Annotated in this window: 25 protein-coding genes and 2 pseudogenes; 15 read left to right on the top strand and 12 right to left on the bottom strand. The window is 68.3% G+C overall.

Annotation, left to right across the window (positions count from 1 at the left end; genetic code table 11):
- The first annotated feature begins 91 nt into the window (after window positions 1–91).
- From AC07NN_RS15450 to AC07NN_RS15430, 5 genes are all read left to right on the top strand, one after another.
- Complete coding sequence (locus AC07NN_RS15450; protein WP_494642604.1) at window positions 92–361, top strand: accessory factor UbiK family protein; 270 nt, start codon at window positions 92–94, stop codon at window positions 359–361.
- Between the two features lie 132 nt (window positions 362–493).
- Window positions 494–1000 carry a type III secretion system chaperone family protein gene (locus AC07NN_RS15445; RefSeq protein ID WP_494642602.1) on the top strand — a complete coding sequence of 169 codons (507 nt, stop codon included), beginning with the start codon at window positions 494–496 and terminating at the stop codon, window positions 998–1000.
- Window positions 1001–1176: 176 nt separating this feature from the next.
- A complete protein-coding gene (gene proC / locus AC07NN_RS15440; protein ID WP_494642600.1) occupies window positions 1177–1959 on the top strand; it encodes a pyrroline-5-carboxylate reductase in 783 nt (260 codons plus the stop codon).
- 147 nt (window positions 1960–2106) lie between these two features.
- A complete protein-coding gene (locus tag AC07NN_RS15435; protein WP_494642598.1) occupies window positions 2107–2646 on the top strand; it encodes a TetR family transcriptional regulator in 540 nt (179 codons plus the stop codon).
- The gene (locus tag AC07NN_RS15430) at window positions 2643–3032 is read left to right on the top strand and encodes a VOC family protein (protein WP_494642596.1); all 390 of its coding nucleotides are present in this window, start codon (window positions 2643–2645) and stop codon (window positions 3030–3032) included. Before AC07NN_RS15435 ends, AC07NN_RS15430 begins: the two co-directional genes overlap by 4 nt.
- A 91-nt stretch (window positions 3033–3123) precedes the next feature.
- Here AC07NN_RS15430 and AC07NN_RS15425 read toward each other — a convergent pair whose 3' ends face one another.
- From AC07NN_RS15425 to AC07NN_RS15415, 3 genes are read right to left on the bottom strand one after another with little or no spacing between them, the layout of a single operon-like run.
- The gene (locus tag AC07NN_RS15425; RefSeq protein WP_494642593.1) at window positions 3124–4464 is read right to left on the bottom strand and encodes an ATP-binding protein; all 1341 of its coding nucleotides are present in this window, start codon (window positions 4462–4464) and stop codon (window positions 3124–3126) included.
- Window positions 4464–5165, bottom strand: coding sequence for a response regulator (locus AC07NN_RS15420; protein WP_494642591.1), 702 nt, complete (start codon window positions 5163–5165; stop codon window positions 4464–4466). Before AC07NN_RS15420 ends, AC07NN_RS15425 begins: the two co-directional genes overlap by 1 nt.
- Before the next feature lie 25 nt (window positions 5166–5190).
- Window positions 5191–5697 carry a MarR family winged helix-turn-helix transcriptional regulator gene (locus AC07NN_RS15415; RefSeq protein WP_494643974.1) on the bottom strand — a complete coding sequence of 169 codons (507 nt, stop codon included), beginning with the start codon at window positions 5695–5697 and terminating at the stop codon, window positions 5191–5193.
- An 80-nt stretch (window positions 5698–5777) separates the two neighbouring features.
- Between AC07NN_RS15415 and AC07NN_RS15410 the strand changes: the two genes are divergently transcribed.
- From AC07NN_RS15410 to AC07NN_RS15390, 5 genes and pseudogenes are all read left to right on the top strand, one after another.
- Complete coding sequence (locus tag AC07NN_RS15410; RefSeq protein WP_494642589.1) at window positions 5778–6668, top strand: branched-chain amino acid aminotransferase; 891 nt, start codon at window positions 5778–5780, stop codon at window positions 6666–6668.
- A 38-nt stretch (window positions 6669–6706) separates the two neighbouring features.
- A pseudogene (locus tag AC07NN_RS15405) lies at window positions 6707–6853 on the top strand (hypothetical protein); the annotation flags it as partial.
- Between the two features lie 69 nt (window positions 6854–6922).
- Window positions 6923–7006, top strand: a complete 84-nt coding sequence (locus AC07NN_RS15400) for a hypothetical protein (protein WP_106907040.1) — start codon at window positions 6923–6925, stop codon at window positions 7004–7006.
- 95 nt (window positions 7007–7101) lie between these two features.
- Window positions 7102–8190 (top strand): 3-deoxy-7-phosphoheptulonate synthase, encoded by a 1089-nt coding sequence (locus AC07NN_RS15395; protein WP_494642587.1) that lies wholly within the window; start codon window positions 7102–7104, stop codon window positions 8188–8190.
- Window positions 8191–8200: 10 nt separating this feature from the next.
- A pseudogene (locus tag AC07NN_RS15390) lies at window positions 8201–8295 on the top strand (hypothetical protein); the annotation flags it as partial.
- A gap of 73 nt (window positions 8296–8368) precedes the next feature.
- On the opposite strand, the gene ahpF reads toward AC07NN_RS15390, so the two are convergent.
- From ahpF to AC07NN_RS15355, 7 genes are all read right to left on the bottom strand, one after another.
- Window positions 8369–9949 carry an alkyl hydroperoxide reductase subunit F gene (gene ahpF, locus AC07NN_RS15385; protein WP_494642585.1) on the bottom strand — a complete coding sequence of 527 codons (1581 nt, stop codon included), beginning with the start codon at window positions 9947–9949 and terminating at the stop codon, window positions 8369–8371.
- A 147-nt stretch (window positions 9950–10096) separates the two neighbouring features.
- Window positions 10097–10660, bottom strand: a complete 564-nt coding sequence (gene ahpC / locus AC07NN_RS15380; protein WP_494642583.1) for an alkyl hydroperoxide reductase subunit C — start codon at window positions 10658–10660, stop codon at window positions 10097–10099.
- 514 nt (window positions 10661–11174) lie between these two features.
- Entirely contained in the window at window positions 11175–11576 is a 402-nt protein-coding gene (locus AC07NN_RS15375; protein WP_494642581.1) for a DUF4870 family protein, read from the bottom strand.
- A 3-nt stretch (window positions 11577–11579) separates the two neighbouring features.
- Complete coding sequence (locus AC07NN_RS15370) at window positions 11580–11948, bottom strand: DUF4870 family protein (RefSeq protein WP_494642579.1); 369 nt, start codon at window positions 11946–11948, stop codon at window positions 11580–11582.
- A 108-nt stretch (window positions 11949–12056) separates the two neighbouring features.
- Window positions 12057–12623 carry a hypothetical protein gene (locus AC07NN_RS15365; protein ID WP_494642577.1) on the bottom strand — a complete coding sequence of 189 codons (567 nt, stop codon included), beginning with the start codon at window positions 12621–12623 and terminating at the stop codon, window positions 12057–12059.
- A 3-nt stretch (window positions 12624–12626) separates the two neighbouring features.
- Window positions 12627–13034, bottom strand: a complete 408-nt coding sequence (folB, locus tag AC07NN_RS15360) for a dihydroneopterin aldolase (RefSeq protein ID WP_494642575.1) — start codon at window positions 13032–13034, stop codon at window positions 12627–12629.
- Window positions 13035–13044: 10 nt separating this feature from the next.
- Window positions 13045–13803 carry an SDR family oxidoreductase gene (locus AC07NN_RS15355; RefSeq protein WP_494642573.1) on the bottom strand — a complete coding sequence of 253 codons (759 nt, stop codon included), beginning with the start codon at window positions 13801–13803 and terminating at the stop codon, window positions 13045–13047.
- Between the two features lie 283 nt (window positions 13804–14086).
- Between AC07NN_RS15355 and AC07NN_RS15350 the strand changes: the two genes are divergently transcribed.
- Window positions 14087–14557, top strand: coding sequence for an NUDIX domain-containing protein (locus AC07NN_RS15350; protein WP_494642569.1), 471 nt, complete (start codon window positions 14087–14089; stop codon window positions 14555–14557).
- A 7-nt stretch (window positions 14558–14564) separates the two neighbouring features.
- Here AC07NN_RS15350 and AC07NN_RS15345 read toward each other — a convergent pair whose 3' ends face one another.
- Window positions 14565–15632 carry an alpha/beta fold hydrolase gene (locus AC07NN_RS15345; RefSeq protein WP_494642564.1) on the bottom strand — a complete coding sequence of 356 codons (1068 nt, stop codon included), beginning with the start codon at window positions 15630–15632 and terminating at the stop codon, window positions 14565–14567.
- Window positions 15633–15873: 241 nt separating this feature from the next.
- On the opposite strand from AC07NN_RS15345, the gene AC07NN_RS15340 reads away from it, so the two are divergent.
- The 3 genes from AC07NN_RS15340 to AC07NN_RS15330 all read left to right on the top strand — a co-directional run bounded on the left by AC07NN_RS15340 (window position 15874) and on the right by AC07NN_RS15330 (window position 18811).
- Window positions 15874–17313 carry an aldehyde dehydrogenase family protein gene (locus AC07NN_RS15340; protein WP_494642559.1) on the top strand — a complete coding sequence of 480 codons (1440 nt, stop codon included), beginning with the start codon at window positions 15874–15876 and terminating at the stop codon, window positions 17311–17313.
- A gap of 1151 nt (window positions 17314–18464) precedes the next feature.
- Window positions 18465–18629: a hypothetical protein gene (locus tag AC07NN_RS15335; RefSeq protein ID WP_494642557.1), complete on the top strand. Its 165-nt coding sequence runs from the start codon at window positions 18465–18467 to the stop codon at window positions 18627–18629.
- Window positions 18629–18811 carry a DUF3606 domain-containing protein gene (locus AC07NN_RS15330; protein ID WP_494603654.1) on the top strand — a complete coding sequence of 61 codons (183 nt, stop codon included), beginning with the start codon at window positions 18629–18631 and terminating at the stop codon, window positions 18809–18811. The genes AC07NN_RS15335 and AC07NN_RS15330 overlap by 1 nt, the downstream gene beginning before the upstream one ends.
- Before the next feature lie 12 nt (window positions 18812–18823).
- Here AC07NN_RS15330 and AC07NN_RS15325 read toward each other — a convergent pair whose 3' ends face one another.
- Window positions 18824–19069 carry a hypothetical protein gene (locus tag AC07NN_RS15325; protein ID WP_494642553.1) on the bottom strand — a complete coding sequence of 82 codons (246 nt, stop codon included), beginning with the start codon at window positions 19067–19069 and terminating at the stop codon, window positions 18824–18826.
- A gap of 127 nt (window positions 19070–19196) precedes the next feature.
- Between AC07NN_RS15325 and AC07NN_RS15320 the strand changes: the two genes are divergently transcribed.
- Window positions 19197–19541 carry a hypothetical protein gene (locus AC07NN_RS15320; protein WP_494642551.1) on the top strand — a complete coding sequence of 115 codons (345 nt, stop codon included), beginning with the start codon at window positions 19197–19199 and terminating at the stop codon, window positions 19539–19541.
- Window positions 19542–19565: the final 24 nt, after the last annotated feature.

The following is a 19565-nucleotide window of genomic DNA, read 5'->3' as shown; positions in this document are numbered from 1 at the left end:
AGATGGTCGCAGTCGTATAGGGTTCGCTCTTCGCTTTCATCCCTTGTTTCCCATATAAGAGCGCGCGCCCCTTCATGGGCATGGATTGGAAATGCACAGCCAGAACCCCTTTCTCGACGAATTCGCCAAGCTGACCCAGGCGGCCATGGGCATCGCCCAGACGGCCGGCGAGGAGGCGAAAACCGCGATGCGGGCCCAGGCCGATCGCCTGGCGGCCGAGTTCGACCTGATCCGTCGCGACGATTTCGAGGCCCTGAAGGCCGAAGTCGCCGCGCTGCGCGAAGAGGTCGCGGCCCTCAAGGACGCCAAAAAGAGCCCCGCCAAGAAGGCCGCAGGAAAAACCTCGGTTTCAGGCGAATAGGCGATTCGCTGCTCGCTCCACGCGTGAAGCGAGTTGAGGACGAACGCCGCGAAGCAGATTAGTGTCCCCAGTACGTGAGCGATTCATGGCGGGGGGACCCCTCGCCGTCGCGGCGGGGGACGAAGGTTTCTCATGGATACCCAACCCGACGAAGACGACGTCCTGATGGCGCTGGACCCTCTTGAGGTGGTCGAGCATGTGCTGTCGGCTGAAAATCTCACGTTCGATCGCACCGAAGACGGTGACCTGGCCTTCGCCCTGAAGGGCGACTGGAAGGACTACGAACTGTGGTTCGCCTGGCGGCCCGAGGCCGACTGCCTGCAACTGTGCCTGTCGATCGACCTGCGTGCGCCGAAGTCCAAGCGCGCCAACGCCTATGAACTGCTGGCCCTGATCAACCAGCGCGTCTGGCTGGGCCACTTCGAGGTCTGGACCGAGGACGGCGAAGTCGTGTTCCGCCACGCCCTGGCCCTGCCGGCCGGCGAGCGCCCGACCATGGCCCAGGCCGCCTCGATGATTGACGCGGCGGTGGAAGCCGCCGACCGCTTCTTCCCGGCCTTCGAATTCCTGCTCCAGGGCGCCAAGACCCCGGACGAGGCGATGGCCGCCTGCATGTTCGAGACGGTCGGCCAAGCTTAAGACTTTAAATCCTTCTCCCCTTGCGGGAGAAGGTGTCGCGAAGCGACGGATGAGGGGTCGCACTGGCGACCGCCTCGCCGTCTCGCGGTTGATCCGCCGAGAAACCCCTCATCCGACTGGCTTCGCCAGCCACCTTCTCCCGCAGGGGGAGAAGGAGAGAGATCGAGGTATCGCGCATGACCCCCATCCTCCTCCTCGGCGCGGGCCGCATGGGCGGCGCCCTGATCGACGGTTGGCGCGACGCCGGCGCCTTCTCCGCCGCCGACCTGATCATCCGTGATCCGAACATCGACGCCGCCGCCTTCGAAGGCGCGGTGGTCAATCCGGCGCTGGACGCGCTCTCCGCCGCCAAGACTGTCCTGCTGGCCGTGAAGCCGCAGATCTGGCGCGAGGCGGTCCAGGACGTGGTCCCGCACCTGGCCCCCGACGCCGTCATCGTCTCGATCGCCGCCGGCGTCCGCGCCGCCGACATCGCCGAGGCGTTCGGCGGCCGCCGCGTCGCGCGGGTCATGCCGACCACCGCCGTCGCCATCGGTCGGGGGACGGCCTCGACCTATGCGGAGGACGAGACCGCCCGCGCCGCCGCCCACGCCCTGTTCGCGCCGGTCGCCACCGTGGTCGACCTGCCCAGCGAAGACCTGATGCACGCGGCTACCGCCGTCTCAGGCTCGGCCCCGGCCTATCTCTATGCCTTCGTCGAAGCGCTCGAAGCCGCCGGCGCCGCGCAGGGACTGGACGCCGCGGACAGCGCACGGCTGGCCCGGGCGACGATCATCGGGGCCGCCGCGCTGATGGAAAAAGGCGGCGAGGAGCCCGCCGAACTGCGCAAGCAGGTGACCTCGCCGGGTGGCACGACGGCGGCGGCGCTGGCGGTGTTGATGGGCGAGGGCGGGTTCGGGGATCTGCTGCCGAGGGCGCTGGACGCGGCCGTGGCGCGGTCGAAGGAACTGGGCGGCTAGCACTTGCCCCCTCCGCGCTGACGCGCTCCTCCCAGAAAGGGGGAAGAAGGTATCAACCTTCCGCCCCCGCCGGGGGCGGACGACCATGCGGAGCAGGGTCAGGTGGGGGCTTGCTGAGCCGGCCGTCCTGCCCCCATCTCTCCTCCCATGACCGACGCCATCCTCGACCGCGCCGCCGACGCCGCTGTGGCCCTCGCCGCCGACAAGCCGTGGCCGCAGGTCGCCCTGCGCGACATCGCCGTGAAGGCCGACGTCCCGTTCGTCGATCTCTACGCCCTGGCGAGCAGCAAGCACGCGGTCCTGGCCCACCTCTCGGCCCGCTTCGACCGCGCCGCCCTGGGCGTCGACTACCCTGAAAACTCCACCGCCCACGACCGCCTGTTCGACGCCGCCATGGCGCGCCTGGAGGCCATGGAGCCGCACCGCGCCGCCCTGATCGCCATCGCCAAGGGGGAGGGGGTCATCGTCTCGGCGACCCGTTTCCCGAAGATCGCCCGCGCCATCCTGGAGGCCGCCGGCGTCGAGGCCACCACGCCCCGCCTGGCCGCGATGACCGCCGTCTGGGCCCGCTGTGTCCACGTCTGGCGTGATGACGAGGGCGCGCTGAACCGCACCATGGCCGAGCTCGACCAGCGCCTGAAGCAGATGGCCGAGCAACTGAAGAAGATCGGAGCAGGGTTCGGATGACACGCTTCCCTGTCGCCTGTCCGGAGATCCCCGTCGCCGTGCTGGCCGATGGCCTGGCCTACTGGCGGGACAAGCTGGGGTTCGCGATCGACTGGTCGGACGAAGGCATTGGCCTGGCCGGCCTCTCGCAGGGCGACAGCCGCGTGTTCATGGCCAGCGAAGGCTACCGCGCCAATTCGGGCGCGCGCGGGCCGATCATGCTGTGGTTCAACGCCGACAATCGCGATGAGGTCGACGCCATCCACGCCCGCTGGACCGCCGCCGGCGCGACCATCACCGATCCGCCGGAAGCCAAGCCCTGGAAGCTCTACGAGTTCTTCGCCCAGGACCCGGACGGCAACATGCTGCGGGTGTTCTACGATTTCGGGTGGGAGGAGCGCGGGTAGATGCTCCCCCGCCCAACAATAATCTCCCGTCATTCCCGCCCTTGTGGCGGGAATGACGGAGTGTATTTGGGCTGGATAGCTGCGGCGCACTCTACCCCGGCAGCCGCACCAACGCCCTCAAGCCGCCCATCACGGACCGCGACAGCACCAGCTCTCCGCCCAGCCCACGCGCCATGTCCCGCGCAATCGCCAACCCCAGGCCCACGCCCTTCTCGTTCTGGTTCCGGCTCTCGTCCAGGCGCGAGAACGGCTTGAAGGCCTCCTCGTACCTGTCCTCGGGGATGCCCGGCCCGTCGTCGTCGACGGCGATCTCCACGCCGCCGGTCAGGCGCGCGATCGCGGTGACCTTCACCCGGTCGGCATGGGCCACGCCGTTGTCGATCAGGTTGGCCAGGGCCCGGCGGAAGGCGAGGGGACGAAGCCGCGCCTCCAGCCCCTGGGTGATTTCGGTCTCGATGGCCGCCCCGCCGCGCTCGGCGTCGGCGACCACGCCCTGGACCAGTTCGGTCAGGTCGATGACCTGGACGGCCTCCCCGCCCTCGCCACGGGCGAAGGCCAAGTACTCGTCGATCATGTGCTCCATCTCGGAGAGGTCGCCCTTCATGGCCTCCAGCTGCTCGCTGGGCTCGGACATGGCCATTTCCAGCTTCAGCCGGGTCAGCGGCGTGCGCAGGTCGTGGCTGACGCTGGCCAGCAGGGCCGTGCGCTGCTCGATGTGGCGCTGGATGCGGGCCTTCATGGCCACGAAGGCGTAGGCGGCCTGGCGCACCTCGCGCGCGCCGTGCGGCTTGAAGTCGTGATCCTCGCCCCGGCCGAAGGCGTCGGCGGCGTCGGCCAGGCGCTCGATGGCCCGCACCTGGTTGCGGATGAACAGGATGGCGATGGCCGTCAGCAGCATGGTCGCCACCACCATCCACAGGATGAAGATGTGCCCCTGGGTGGCGTAGGCCCGGTCGCGCAGGGCATAGATCTGCAGGACCCCGTCATGCACCTGCACGCGGATGTCGATATAGGCGGTGTAGCGCGTGGTATCGAACCAGAACGGGTTGTCGAGCCGGTCCTCCAGCGCGTTCTGCAGCGACCGGTCGAGGGCGGCGAACAGCGAGGGCCGGTGGCCCGTCGGCAGCTTCCTGCCCTTCTGGAACGCGATGGACAGGGACATCGAGTCCTCGGCCCGCTTGGCCAGGCGCTGGACGGCCTCGGGGCTGGGATCGTCCTCGTAGGACTGCACGGCCCAGGCGATGTCGCCGGCCAGGCCGTCCGACAGCTTGCTGGTCACCGACTGCCAGTGGGCGTCGAAGAAGGCCCAGGTCACGGCGATCTGCATGATCGCCACCGGCAGGATGATGATCAGCAGGCTGCGCCCGAACAGGGTGGTCGGCAGCAGGCGCTTGAGCGGGCGCGGAATGTCGAACCTGGCGCTGAGCGGCATCAATCCGGCGCCAGCCGATACCCGATCCCCCGCACCGTCTGCAGGTAGCGCGGGTTCTTCGGGTCCGGCTCGATCTTGCGCCGCAGGCGGGTGACCTGGACGTCGACGGCGCGGCCGGTGGCGTCGGCGGTGTCGCGGGCCAACTCCAGGCGGTCGACGGGCTCGTGGGCCGAGCGGGCCAGGCGGCGTAGCAGCGTCACCTCGGCCTCGGTCAGGCGCACGACCTCGCCGTCGCAGGTCAGTTCGCCGCGATCGGACTCGAAGCTGCAATTGCCGAAGACCAGCGCCTTGGGCCCCGTCGGTCGGGCGGCCGAGCGGCGCAGGATGGCCTCGATGCGCAGCAGCAGTTCCTGCGGCTCGAACGGCTTGCCCAGATAGTCGTCGACGCCGCTGGACAGGCCCTCGATGCGGTCGGCGGTCTGGTCGCGAGCGGTCAGCATCAGGATCGGCGTGCGGCCGGCCTCGCCGCCCTTGGCGCGCAGGCGCTTGGTGAAGGCGTAGCCGTCCTCGCCCGGCATCATCACGTCCAGCACCATCAGGTCGAAGTCCAGCGACTCGAACAGCTTGTCGGCTCCGGCCGCGTGCGAGGCGGCGGTGACCCGGAAGCCGGCGCGGCTCAGGAATTCCTTGATCAGCTTGCGCAGGCGGTCGTCGTCGTCGACGACCAGGATGTGGCGTTCGCGGCGCTCTTCAGGGGTCATGTTTCGAAGGCCATGGGCGACTTCATCATGGGGTTTGGCGTCGGACCGAGCCGACACCTTGTCGCGAACCGGCCAGGGCCGCCAGGATCCGCCGCGTGCCGGCCACGCCATCCAGCCCGCCCGTGCGGTAGGCCCGCGCCAGCAGCGCCCGCAGCCGCTCGGCCGTGCGCTGCTCGAAGGCCACGCCTTCCGGGGTCAGGGTCGCGGGACGCCGGCGGCCGTCGAGATCGCCCGAGACGCGCTCGACCAGCCCGGCCTTCTGCAGGTCGGCCAGGGTTCGGCTGGCGGCTTGTTTCGACAGGCTTGTCAGCTTCGAAAGGTCCTGCACGCCGATGCCCGGACGGCGGCGCAGCAGGAACGCCGCGCGCCAGTGCGAACGGCCCAGGCCCAGGGTCTCGGCCTCCAGCGCCGCGTCGACGGCGGCCCATAGCGAGGCCTCGGCCAGCAGGATCAGTTCCAGCCCGCCGTCCAGCTCCTCCTCGCGGAGGATCAGACGGGGATCGTCCGAGCCAGGCTGCAGCGGGGCTATCATCACGCATAGTCCATTTTATTTGACGCGCTCGTCCTCGGAGCGTCTAAGGGCCGGGTTCTCAATAAGGAGGTCTCGGGCCGATGTCTCTGGTTCCCTTCGACGATCGTGACGGCTGGATCTGGCTGGACGGCCAGCTCATTCCCTGGCGCGAGGCGAAGGTGCACGTACTGACGCACGGGCTCCATTACGCGTCGTCCGTTTTCGAGGGCGAGCGCATGTACGGCGGCGAGATTTTCAAGCTGACCGAGCATACGGAGCGCCTGTTCAAGTCGGCCGAGATCCTCGATTTCAAGATCCCCTACACGGTGGCCGAGATCGACGAGGCCTGCAAGGCGACGGCGGCCAAGAACGGGCTCAAGGACTGTTACGTCCGTCCGATCGCGTGGCGCGGCAGCGAGATGATCGGCGTCTCGGCCCAGCAGACCAAGATCCACGTGGCCATCGCCGTGTGGGAATGGCCGAGCTATTTCGACCCGGCCACCAAGGCCAAGGGCATCCGCCTGACCTGGGCCAAGTACAACCGCCCGGACCCCAAGACCGCTCCGGTCGCGGCCAAGGCCGCCGGCCTCTACATGATCTGCACCATCTCCAAGCACGCCGCCGAGAAGGATGGCTACGCCGACGCGATGATGCTGGACTATCGCGGCTACGTGGCCGAGGCGACCGGCGCCAACGTCTTCTTCGTCAAGGACGGCGTGCTGCACACCCCCAAGCCCGACTGCTTCCTGGACGGCATCACCCGCCGTACGGTGATCGACATCGCGCGGAGCAAGGGCATCGAGATCGTCGAGCGCCACATCCAGAAGGAAGAGCTCTCGACCTTCACCGAGTGCTTCATCGTCGGCACCGCCGCCGAAGTGACCCCGGTCTCGGAGATCGGCGAGTTCAAGTTCACGCCGGCCAAGCTGTCGCTGGACCTGATGGACACCTACGCGGCGCTGGTGCGGAACGAGGCGCTGGAGACGGCTTAAGTCGTCTTGGATCGCTGAAAGAAATGACGCCGTCCGGAGTGATCCGGACGGCGTTTTCGTATCTCAACTCTTGTCATCCCGGCCGTAGCGAAGCGGAGAGCCGGGACCCAGGGGCCACTGCAGTGCGCCGACCCCTGGGTCCCGGACAAGCCCTATGGGCTTTCCGGGATGACACGAGGTTTTGGGGCTTTCTGTCATCGCCCGCAGAAAACCAGGGCGTGACTCCCGCCAAAAGCGTCGCTAGGTTCCCCTCGATGACCCTCGCCGCCAGCCACACGCTGTTTTGGTATTTTAGCTATCCGACGCCTCTGGCGCCGGGAGGGTTTCGTTCGGCCTGACATCAGGCGCCAAGAACACCTTCACCAGCCGCCAGGGGTTCCCCGGGCGGCTTTTTTGATGGCCGCCGGACCTCTTCAAAATTCCGGAGTACGCCATGCCTTCCACCGCCACCCTCGTCTCGCTGCCCGTCCCGACCGACGACCTGCGCATCGAAAAGCTCCAGACCCTCAGCCCGCCGGCGCAAGTGATCGGTGAGGCGCCGGCCAGTTCGTCGGTCGCCGAGGTCGTGGGTAACGCGCGCCAAGCCGTCCACGAGATCCTCAACGGCCGTGACGACCGCCTGGTGGTGGTGATCGGGCCATGCTCGATCCACGACCCCAAGGCCGCCCTCGACTACGCCCACCGCCTGGCCGCCGAGCGCGAGCGCCACGCCGGCGAGCTGGAAGTGATCATGCGGGTCTATTTCGAGAAGCCCCGCACCACGGTTGGCTGGAAGGGCCTGATCAACGACCCGGACCTTGACGGCGGCTTCCGCATTAACGAGGGCCTGCGTCTGGCGCGCCGGGTGCTGCTGGACGTCAGCGCCCAGGGCCTGCCGACGGCCTGCGAGTTCCTGGACGTCACCACCCCGCAGTACATCGCCGACCTGGTGGCCTGGGGCGCGATCGGCGCCCGCACCACCGAGAGCCAGATCCACCGCGAGATGGCCTCGGGCCTCTCCTGCCCGGTCGGCTTCAAGAACGGCACCAACGGCGACGTGAAGGTGGCCGTGGACGCGGTCACCGCCGCCGCCCAGCCGCACCATTTCCTGGCCGTGACCAAGGAGGGCCGCGCGGCCATCGCCACCACGACGGGCAACGCCGACAGCCATGTCGTGCTGCGCGGCGGCAAGACGCCCAACTACGACGCCGCCAGCGTCGCGGCCGCCGCCGAGGTCCTCACCAAGGCCGGCCTGCCGCCGCGCCTGATGGTCGATGTCAGCCACGCCAACAGCGGCAAGAACCACGAGAACCAGCCGGCCGTGGTCGCCGACGTCTGCGCCCAGGTGGCGACGGGCGCCTCGCCGATCATGGGCGTGATGATCGAGAGCAACCTCGTCGCGGGGCGGCAGGACATCGTGGCGGGGCAAGCGCTGACCTATGGCCAGTCGGTGACCGATGCCTGCGTGGACTGGGAGACGTCGGTGCGACTGCTGGATGCGCTGGCGGCGGCGGTGAAGGCCGGGCGCGCGGCGCGGGCCTGAATGACGCCGAGGGACCGTCCTCGCCCTTCGACAAGCTCAGGGTGAGGACTACTTCGGCCGTTCAGTAGGAAACCTCACCCTGAGCCTGTCGAAGGGCGGGGCTTCCGGCCCTAACGAAAGAAGCCGCCCGGGATCGCTCCCGAGCGGCTTCTTCCTTTCAGCGTTGGAGAAGCAGCGTCTAAGCCGCTTCCTCCAGCTCGGCCGGTTGCCGGATCAGGTAATCGAACGCCGACAGCGACGCCTTCGAGCCTTCGCCCATGGCGATGATGATCTGCTTGTACGGCGTGGTGGTCGCGTCGCCCGCGCCGAAGACGCCGGGGATGGACGTCTCGCCGCGATAGTCGACCTCGATCTCGCCGCGATTGCTCAGCGCCACGCCGGAGTCCTTCAGCCATTCGGTGTTGGGCGCCAGGCCGATCTGGACGAAGACGCCTTCCAGGTCGACGCGGTGGACGCTGTCGTGGTTACGGTCCTTGTAGGAGAGGCCCGAGACCTTGCCGGCGTGGCCGTGGATCTCGGTGGTCATGGCCGATCTGATGACACTAACATTCGGCAGGCTGGCCAGTTTGCGTTGCAGGACGGCGTCGGCGCGCAGCTGGCTGTCGAACTCGATCAGCGTCACGTGGGCGACGATGCCGGCCAGGTCGATGGCCGCCTCGACGCCGCTGTTGCCGCCGCCGATCACCGCCACGCGCTTGCCCTTGAACAGCGGGCCATCGCAGTGCGGGCAATACGCCACGCCCTTGTTGCGGTACTCGGCCTCACCCGGGACGTTGACGTTCCGCCAGCGGGCGCCGGTCGAGAGGATGACGGTGCGCGACTTCAGGCTGGCGCCGTTCTCCAGCTTCACCTCGTGCAGGCCGCCCGGCGTCTTGGCCGGGACGAAGCCCACGGCCTTCTGCAGGTTCATGATGTCGACGTCGTAGTCCTTGACGTGCTGCTCCAGCGCCGAGGCCAGCTTGGGGCCTTCGGTGTGCGGGACCGAGATGAAGTTCTCGATGGCCATGGTGTCCAGCACCTGGCCGCCGAAGCGCTCGGCCGCGACGCCGGTGCGGATGCCCTTGCGGGCGGCGTAGATCGCCGCGGCCGCGCCGGCGGGACCGCCACCTACGACCAGCACGTCAAAGGCGTCCTTGGTCTTGATCTTCTCGGCCATGCGGTCGGCGGCGCCGGTGTCCAGCTTGGCCAGGATCTGCTCGACGTCCATGCGGCCTTGCCCGAACGGAGCGCCGTTCAGCAGGATGGTCGGCACGGCCATGACCTGGCGTTCCTCGACCTCGGCCTTGAACAGGGCGCCGTCGATGGCGACGTGGCTGATGCGCGGGTTCAGGGCGCTCATGGTGTTCAGCGCCTGCACCACGTCGGGGCAGTTCTGGCAGGACTGCGAGAAGTAGGTCTCGAAACGGTAGTCGCCATCCAGCGCCTTGATGCGCTCGATGACCTCGGCGTCGATGCGCGGCGGGTGGCCGCCCACGTGCAGCAAAGCGAGCACCAGCGAGGTGAACTCGTGGCCCAGCGGCAGGCCGGCGAAGCGGACATCCGCATCGTTGGCGGCTCGGGTAATGGCGAAGGACGGAACCCTTGTGTCGTCGCCCGCGAAATTCAGGCTGACCTTGTCCGACGTCGAGGCGACGTCTTCCAGCAGCGCGCGCATTTCCTTCGACCCCGCGTCATCGGCGAGGGAGGCGACCAGTTCGATCGGCTGGCGCAGGTTCTGCAGATAGGTGGTCAACTGGGTCTTCAGACCGGCGTCCAGCATGAGGCGCTCCCAAAAAGCTAGGGGAGGAAAGGGAAGGCGTTCGCCAGGATTCGAATATCTTGGGGGAGGATCGAACGCGGCGAACGATCAAAGAGAGGTGCGCCGCCGCCCGTGGACGGCGGCGCGGTAACTCGGGCCTTTTAGGCCTTAGATCTTGCCGACCAGGTCGAGCGAGGGGGCCAGGGTCTTTTCACCCTCTTCCCACTTCGCCGGGCAGACTTCGCCCGGGTGCGAGGCCACGTACTGGGCGGCCTTGATCTTGCGCAGCAGCTCGATGGCGTTGCGGCCGATGCCTTCGGCGGTGGTTTCCGTGAACTGGATGACGCCTTGCGGGTCGATCAGGAAGGTGCCGCGGTCGGCCAGGCCGACGCCCGGACGCATCACTTCGAAGTTGTTGGTGATCGTGCCCGAGGGGTCGCCGACCATGTGGTACTTGATCTTGCCGATGGCCGGCGAGCTGTCGTGCCAGGCCTTGTGCGAGAAGTGCGTGTCGGTCGACACGGCGTAGATCTCGACGCCCAGGCGGGTGAAGACGTCGTAGTTGTCAGCCAGGTCTTCCAGCTCCGTCGGGCAGACGAAGGTGAAATCGGCTGGGTAGAAGAAGACCACAGACCACTTGCCCTTCAGGTCGGCGTCGCTGACCGTGACGAACTTGCCGTCCTTGTACGATTGGGCGGTGAAGGGTTTGATCTCGGTATTGATCAGCGACATGAGGCGCTCCGGTTGGAAAAGATGCGTCCTTCTATGGGGTGGATTCTGATCGATCAAATTGATAAATCTTCTGGACAGAATAGGCTGGATCTATAGATCCACATTGCGCAAACCCAGTCTGGACAAGGCGTGGCGCGTTGTCTGGGCGGTTTGGCCAATCTCGAATTGTGGGTATGGATTGCAGGGCGGCGGCGATGGGCCCCCGCCCAGTTCGCCGCCGCCGCACCAGCGGTCGGCACGCGGTTCGCAAGGTCCGAGTCGAGATTTTCGTGGCCCATTCCCCGGCCGGCTCTCGCCCGCCACCACGATTCTCGACGTCGTATGGATCAGCCCCAAGATGATCCGAACCCGTCGTACCGACGTCACGTCCCCCCGAACGTCTCCGTCCGCCAGGCGGCGTAAGTCATCCTATGGCCGGACCGCCGTCGAGGCGTCTCGCCTGTCAGGGGAAGCTTGAGCGAAGAATGACCCGGCGCGGGGCGCCGGGTCGGGGTCGTGCCTCTAATCGGGGCGCCTAGATCAGCCAGGCTTGCGGGCGCGGATAGGCCTCGCCCTTCACCAGAAAGTAGAGGCCGGCGACGCAGCGCAGGGCGAACCAGGCGCAGATGATGCTGCCCAGGCCGGCGGCGAACAGCAGGATCGGGATGCCGATCACGATCAGGGTCAGGACCAGCCCGACCAGGAACACCACGCCGGTCAGCAGCATCAGGGCCACGCCGATCCAGAAGGTGCGGATCGCGAAGGTGTAGTGGCTCTGGTTGATCGGCCCGGCGTTGTCGCGGTTCAGATAGGCCACGATCAGGCCGATGATGGCGGTGAAGCCGTTGGTGAAGGCCAGCAGGTAGAGGCCGTAGACGACGGCCGGCAGGACCTTGTCTTCTTCGGCGACAGGGACGGCGGTGGAAGCGTCGGTCATGGCTTAGAGCATCCAGTTGCGAGGCGTGGGGTAGGGCTGGCCCTTCAGCAGGTTCGAAAGGCCGACGACAGAACGCACGATGAACCAGATCCCGACCGCCGGCAGCAGCACGACGCCGATGCCGACCGGGGTCAGCAGGGTGGCGCCGATGGCCAGGACCAGGCCCAGCCAGAAGGTGCGAATCTGGAACTCGTAGTGGCTGGCCAGCCACTCGGGCGCGTCCTTGCGGCTGACATAGGCCAGGATCACGGCGATGAAGGCGGTGACGCCGTTCAGCGGGGCGGCGATGTACAGGGCGTAGATGACGCCGGGCAGGGTCTTGTCGTCCTGCAGCCGGGGCGGCACGGCGGGTTCGATAGCGGGGTCTGACACGGTTGAGCCTGAGATAACGTCGTTGGCCCAAATCTCGCCCCGATTGGCGCGGGATGCAAATTAAGGTGGGGTCATGACGCCGATGTAAGCTTCGACGTCGCGCAGTCCCTAAGGCAGCAGATCCTTCGGCGGGTCGTGCGGGTCGAAGTCCACGCCCCGGTTCAGCCACGGCAGCACGGCGACCATCAGGATCAGCACGAAGGCCATCCGCGCGGCCATGTCGACGCCGACGGCGACCATGCCGGCCGACAGCGAGAACAGCAGCATCGACACCGCCCCGAACGCCAGCAGGCCCATCACCCAGGTCAGGGCCGTGCGCGCCTGGAAGCGGGCCAGGCCGAACCGGGCGCGAGGCGAAAGGTCCGAGCCGACGGCCGCGATGGCGCGGGCCAGGGTCGAGAAGCTCTCCAGCCGGTCCTCGAACCGGCCGGGCCCGACATAGCTCTGCGAGGCGATGACCAGGCGGCGGCGGCCGAAGGTGACCAGCAGCGCGCGGCGACGGCTCGGCTCGCCGGTCTTGCTGGGCGGCGAGGCGGCCAGGCGATAGCGGGTGAGCGCGGTCAGTGGAAAGCGGCGAACGACCTTGCCGCGCGTCTCCACCAGCGTCCCGGCCTCCAGGGTCCAGACCGTCTCCGGCTGGAAGGGGGCGAGGCGGGCGCGGTGGGTGACGTCCATGCGCTAGCTACGGACGGCGGTGATCTCGACGCCGGCGGCGGCCGCGTGCGGGGCCAGGGCCAGGGGCTTTTCGACCCGCACCCGGGCGCGGGTGACGCGGGGATCGGCGAAGCAGGCCTGGGCCAGGCGCTCGGCGAAGGTCTCGACGAGGTCGATATGGCCCTCGGCGACGATGGCGCGGGCGGCCTCTCCGACCATCTCGTAGTTCACGGTGTCGGGGAGGCGCTCGCAGTGGCTGGCGGCCACGTCCAGTTCCACATCGACGACCAGCGGCTGCATGCGGCCGTGCTCGTGGTCGTAGACGCCGATCTGGGCGTCGACCTTCAGGCCGCGGACGAAGACCTTGGTGACGATGATGCGGGCCAGGTCTTGTGCGGCGGGCGTGGTCTCTGCGAGGGGGGAAGCGGCCAAGTTTGGCCTCCTAAGGCGCAACAATATCGGGCGTCCGCCAGCCCAGGTGCTGGCCGCCGTCCACGGCGATCATCTGGCCCGTGACCGACGGCGCGTCAATGAGATAGCGCAGGGCGGCGGCGACCTCGTCCGGCGTGGCGCGGCGCTGCAACAGCACCCCGGCCGCCTCGGCCTCGAACTCGCCGGGGGCCTGATGCACCGACGGCAGGGTGGGGCCGGGGCCGATCGCGTTGACGCGGATGCGCGGCGCCAGGGCCTGGGCCAGGGTCTGGGTGGCCCACCACAGGCCGGCCTTGGCCAGGCTGTAGCTGAAGAATTGCGGATTGGGGCGCAGCACGCGCTGGTCGACGATATTGACGATCAGGCCCGCGCGATCGGCGGGCAGGGCGGCCGCGAAGGTCTCGGCCAGCACGATCGGCGCGCGCAGGTTGGTCTCGAGATGCAGGTCCCAGGTGCGGCGGTTCAAGCCGCCCGCGCGGTCGTCCTGGAAGGCCGAGGCGCTGTTGACCAGCAGGGTGACGGGACCGACGGCAGAGGCCTGGCCGATCAGGCCGCGCACGGCGTCCTCGTCGGCGAGGTCGGCGCGGACCAGGACCGCGCGACGGCCCAGGGCCCGCACGGCGGTCGCCGTCTGCTCGGCCTCGTCGACCGAGGCGCGGTGGTGGACGGCGACGTCGTAGCCGGCGCGGGCGGCCTCAAGGGCCAGGGCATGGCCGATCCGGCGACCCGCGCCGGTGACCAGGGCCGCGCCGCGGGCCGGACTAGTCATTAGTCGATGCGGCCGAACTCGAAATAGTTCAGGGCGAGGATGACGCCCAGGAAGATGGCGATGACACCGATCGCGAGCATGGCGCGGCTCCGGAAAAGAGAGACAGTTGCTGGGGCTTTAGCGGTGCATGGCCATGACCGCAAGCGGTGGAGCCGCCCTCGTCCTTCGACGGGCTCAGGATGAGGGCCACTGTTGCGGCGGTTCACTAGAAAACCTCACCCTGAGCCTGTCGAAGGGCGAGGTTTTCGGTCCCGCTGCGGCGGAGGCGCGGTTACAACAACCCATGCTCTGGAAACGCCGCGTCGAACCATTCACCCGTCCGCTGATCTACGCCTTCTTCCGGCTGACGCGGGGGCTGACCCTGGGCGTGCGGGCGGTGGTCAGTGATCCGGACGGCAAGGTGCTGATGATCCAGCACACCTACATCAAGGGCTGGTACCTGCCCGGCGGCGGCGTCGAGCGGCGCGAGACCGCCGAGGACGCCGTGGTCCGCGAACTGGCCGAGGAGGCCGGCGTCCGCGCCCTCTCGCGGCCGCGCCTGGTGTCGTTCCACAGCAACGAGGTGCTGCACCCCGGCGACCACGTCCTGGTCTACCGCGTCGACGCCTGGGAGGCCTGCGCCTCGGACTCGGCCGGCGAGATCCACGCGGTCGGCTGGTTCGACCCGAACGACCTGCCCGAGGAGACGACCAAGGCCACCCGCCGCCGCATCGCCGAAGCGCTGGGCGGGGCCGAAGCCGATCCGCTGTGGTGAGCCGCCGCTAGCGCTTGTCCCCCGCCACGGCCCGCGCCCGCACCGTCTCCAGCGCCGCCAGCTGCGCGTCGACCATGATCCGGTTCGGGTCGTGTCCCGTGCGCGCCAGCGGCGTGAACACCTTCTCCGGCGCCGTCAGCTTGTCGAAATAGGCCTTCGAGACCTCCGGCGGCGTGACGAGATCCGCCTCGCCCTGCAGCATGTAGACCGGCATCGCGAACGTCGTCCCCAGCTTGGCCAGGTCGATCCTCGGCCCCATGCCGTCGCCCTTCAGGCCCACGAAGTGCAGGAACGAATAGTCCTCGCCCGCCGTGTAGTCGGCCTCGTAGGCGGGGGTGTCGTAGCCGGAGGCGAAGGCGAACCAGTCCTTAGGCGGCGCTTCGGTCGCCAGCGCCTCGTACTTGCGGGTGATCCGGCGCAGCACGCCGAAGGCGCGGGGATTGGTCCAGGGCGGCGGGCCCAGGGTCTCCAACTTGCTCACCGCGTCCGTATCGCCGGCCGCCTTGGCCAGGCCGAGCGTCAGGCGATAGCTGGCCGCCATGTCGGCCTGGTAGTTGGCCAGCTGGGCCGTGCCGACATAGGCGTGGAAGAGCTCCGGCGCGGCCATCGCCATGTTGACCGCCAGGGCCGAGCCCCACGAGCCGCCCATCAGGATCACCTTGCGCTTGCCGAAGCGCTGCGTGGCGTAGCGAGCCATCTCGACCCCGTCGGCGGTCAGCCGCTCCATGGTCAGCGGCTCGTCCTCGGACGGCCTGTTCTCGGCGTAGGTCTTGCCCGCCCCGCGTTGGTCCCACTGGACGACGGTGAAATCCTTGGCCCAGGCGCCGAACAGGGTGTGGGCGAAGGGGGTGTTGGGATTGCCCGGGCCGCCGTGGACGATCAGCACCACGGGATTGGCGCAGTCGGCGCCCTCGACGCTCACCCACTGGCGGATGCCGCCGATCTGGACGAAGCCGGTCTCCGAGACCGACTGACCCGCCTTGGCGCAGGCGGCGTTCAGCGACGCCGCCTCGGCCATCGCCATGCCGGGCGCCAGCGTCAGCAACGCCGCCGCGATCCAAGCCAAGCGCTTCATGTCACGTCCCCCAAAGCCTACGCCCTCGCTCCAACCGAGCGAGCCGTCCGTCGCCTACCACCCTGGATCGCCCGCGCCAGCGAAATCCGCGCGCATGACGATTGGGCGAAGGCGTCGAGAAGGGCTTCCCACCTGAACGCCGATCACATTAAATGCCTGTTTGAAACGACCCGCCGCCGCCCCAATTCTACCGGGCCAACCAGAGCGGGCCGCACAGACACCCAAGGGCAGGAGCAACGGCATGCGCGAGTACACCAAGTTCTACATCGACGGCGCCTGGGTCGATCCGATCGCGCCGAAGCCGCTGGACGTCATCAACCCGGCCAACGAAGAGGTCGCCGGCGTGATCTCGCTCGGCTCGGAAGCCGACGTCGACAAGGCCGTCCGGGCCGCCCGCAAGGCGTTCGACAGCTTCAGCCAGACCAGCCGCGAAGAGCGCATCGACATCCTCGAGCGCATCATCGCCGAGTACCAGAAGCGCTTCGAGGACATGGCCAAGGCCATCACCGAGGAGATGGGCGCCCCCGCGTGGCTGGCCCAGCGCGCCCAGGCCGCCATGGGCATCGCCCACGTGCAGACCGCCGCCGCCGTGCTCAAGGGCTACAAGTTCGAGGAAGACCGCGGCACCACCCGCCTGGTGAAGGAGCCGATCGGCGTCTGCGCCTTCATCACGCCGTGGAACTGGCCGGTGAACCAGATCGCCTGCAAGGTCGCGCCCGCCATCGCCACCGGCTGCACCATGGTGCTGAAGCCGTCCGAGATCGCGCCGTTCAGCGGCTATATCTGGACCGAGATCCTGCACGCCGCCGGCGTCCCGGCCGGGGTCTTCAACCTGGTCAACGGCGATGGCCCGACCGTCGGCGCGGCCCTGTCCAGCCACCCCGAAGTCGACATGGTCTCGTTCACCGGCTCCACCCGCGCCGGCATCGAGGTGGCCAAGAACGCCGCCCCGACCGTCAAGCGCGTGCACCAGGAGCTGGGCGGCAAGAGCCCGAACATCATCCTGGAGGACGCCGACTTCGCCCGCGCCGTGGGCGGCGGCATCGCCTCGGTGATGATGAACTCGGGCCAGTCGTGCAACGCCCCGACCCGCATGCTGGTGCCGGGCGCGCGCATGGACGAGGTCATCGCCATCGCCAAGGCCGCCGCCGAGGGCCACACGGTCGGCGACCCGAACGGCAACCACAAGATGGGCCCGGTGGTCTCCGAGGTGCAGTGGAAGAAGATCCAGGGCCTGATCCAGGCCGGCATCGACGAGGGCGCCACCCTGGTCACCGGCGGCGTCGGCCTGCCGGACGGCCTGGACAAGGGCTACTATGTGAAGCCGACCGTCTTCGCCAACGTGAAGAGCGAGATGACCATCGCCAAGGAAGAGATCTTCGGCCCGGTGGTCTCGATTCTCGGCTATGACACGGTCGAGGAAGCCATCACCGTCGGCAACGACACCGAGTACGGCCTGGCGGCCTATGTCTCGGGCACGGACCCGGAGGGCGTGCGGAAGGTGGCGAGCAAGCTCCGCGCCGGCCAGGTGAACCTGAACGGCGCCAGCCCCGACCTGATGGCCCCGTTCGGCGGCTACAAGATGAGCGGCAACGGCCGCGAGTGGGGCGACCACGCGTTCGGCGAGTTCCTGGAGACGAAGGCGATCCTGGGATTCTCGGCGAAGGAAGCGGCGGAGTAGGGCTTCGGTCGCACTGAGCTTGAAGCTTGAGAGGGCGGGGCTGTGAGGCTCCGCCCTTTTGCTTTGGGGCAGCGATGGGAGGAAAACCGCTCTTCCCTCCCCCTTGTGGGGAGGGGGGACCAGCGAAGCTGGTGGGTGGGGCTTCGTCAGCCTCCCGAACCTTGACCGCCCCGCGCCGATCCCCACCCGACCCGCTACGCGGGCCACCCTCCCCACGAGGGGGAGGGAGTTGTTCGGGAACGTCCGCAAAGGGTCGGAAGCCGACTTAAGGTCGGTGATCGCCTTACATCTCTTGGAGGCATCAGCCCGGCGATCGTCTCGCCGTGAGATGTAAGGATGGCTCCCTTCCCGAAAGGAAGGGCGAGTTTCACGAACGGGATCGCGCGCTGAAACCCTCTCCCGTTGGGAGAGGGCGGGGCCCGCGCCGCAGGCGTGGGAGGGTGAGGGGATGGGCGAAGCCGGTCCGGAGTCCGCGCAAGCCCCAGACTTTTCGTGACTTTGTCGGTGAGTGGCGTTGTCCCTCACCCTCCCATGCTGCGCATGGGGCCCGCCCTCTCCCCAGGGGAGAGGGTGGCCTTACGGGGATTGGGCGTGCTCTATCCTCGGAATTCGCGATCCAAACCCAAACGAAATCAACCGCTTCCAACTTTTACGCCGTCACCAATCATCCGCGCCTAAACCCGCCCCCATACTCTTCCTCACCTGACGGCTTGGAAGGGACGTCCGGCCGGCGATCGTGACGGCTGTCAGGGGTGGTCGAGCGGGAAGCGCTCGTCGGTCTTCCTTCGGGCAGACGTCTTCGCGACGGATCTAGTGGCGGGTTCCCTGAAACATCGGGACGAAGCCCTGGCGGCGAAGGCTTCGACGGCGCGACAGGTCCGGGCTGAAATCGCCCAGACATTCCGGGACTGGGGTCGCCACTCCAGCCCGCCCGTCGGGGGCCTAGCGGCGAGAGCGGGTTAAGACCCCGCGTCTCGCGGGCTCACCGGATAACGACCGCGCGGAGCGTTCTGGCCTCGTCGAAACGGTATTCACGCATCACCCTCCGGACGTCGTCCGGCGCTCCGCGTCCCTTCCACACCCTCAGCGCCCCGCCGCGTGAGGCGGCGGAGCCGTCGCCGAGCGGCCCGACACAGGATATGCTTCCCGCCATGACCACCGACGCCCCGCCGAACGAGACCCCCATCCAGCGCGCCCTGCGTCTCAAGCAGGCCGCCCTGGACGCGCGGCCCAAGCCGCCGCGCGGGGGCAAGTTCCAGCGTCAGCAGGCCGCCAGCATCGCGGCGGGAAACTCCAAACCCTGGATGAGCAAGTAATGGCCGGTCTCAAGGACAAGCGCGGATTCATCGACAAGGATCGCCTGGACCTCAGCGAGCGTCAGGCCGTCGAGTACTGGATGAAGCGCTGGGGCGTCACTCGCGACCAGCTCACCGCCGCCCACCGCAAGGTCGGCAAGATGACCAAGGACATCGCCGCCGAGCTCGGCAAGAAGCGCTGAGGCCGGCGCGGCCTAGCGGGCGTTCGCCGCGCCGTCGGCGTCGTCCTGGGCGTCGGCGCGCAGCAGGCTGTTGCGGCCCAGCGGCGTGATCTCCCAGCCGCCGCCGCCATGACGCGCCAGGCCGAGGCGCGTGAGGGCCTGGGCGGCGGCGATGTTGACGAAGTTGGAGTCCTGTCCAGGTTGGCGCTCGGCCAGGCTGCGCAAGGCGCGCAGCTGGGTCTGGGACAGGGCGTCTGTACTGGTGGAAGCCTGGGTCATGTCGCTCCGATGCGGCCGTGATCGAAGTCGCCGATCGGCCGGGGACGGTCCCGGGGCGCCTGGAGGCGTCGCCAGGTCGACATGAGGCTCCAATCTACCACGGCTGGACCCGGTTGGCGCGCGTTCGATGAACGCCGCTCGCTTTGTCCAGGCGAAGGGCGCATGGTCCCGCCGCTCGCCCGACCGCCGGGGCGACGACGAGGCCGCCGCGCCCCATGACCTGCTCCCGATGACCTGCTCCGAAGACAGTCTGTTCGGCCCGCACGACTACGAGATCGTCTACGGCTGGTCGACGCGGTCGCTAGAGGTGACGATCTCGGCGCGGACGGGGCCGCCGCTCTGTCGCGGCGACGTCTGCACGATCGGCGGCGAGGCCGGCGCCCACTGCAAGGACTTCGTCGTCATCGAGGTAAAATGGCGCGGAGCCTCCTGGTCCGCGCGCTGCGTGGCGGCCGGCGAGCAGTTCTTCTGAGCAGAGGTGAAAGAATTTCGTCTG

This window comes from Caulobacter sp. GW821-FHT09H08, from assembly GCF_059415885.1.
The sequence above is the reverse complement of the archived record's forward strand: the minus strand, read 5'-3'. Positions and strand labels throughout refer to the sequence as shown.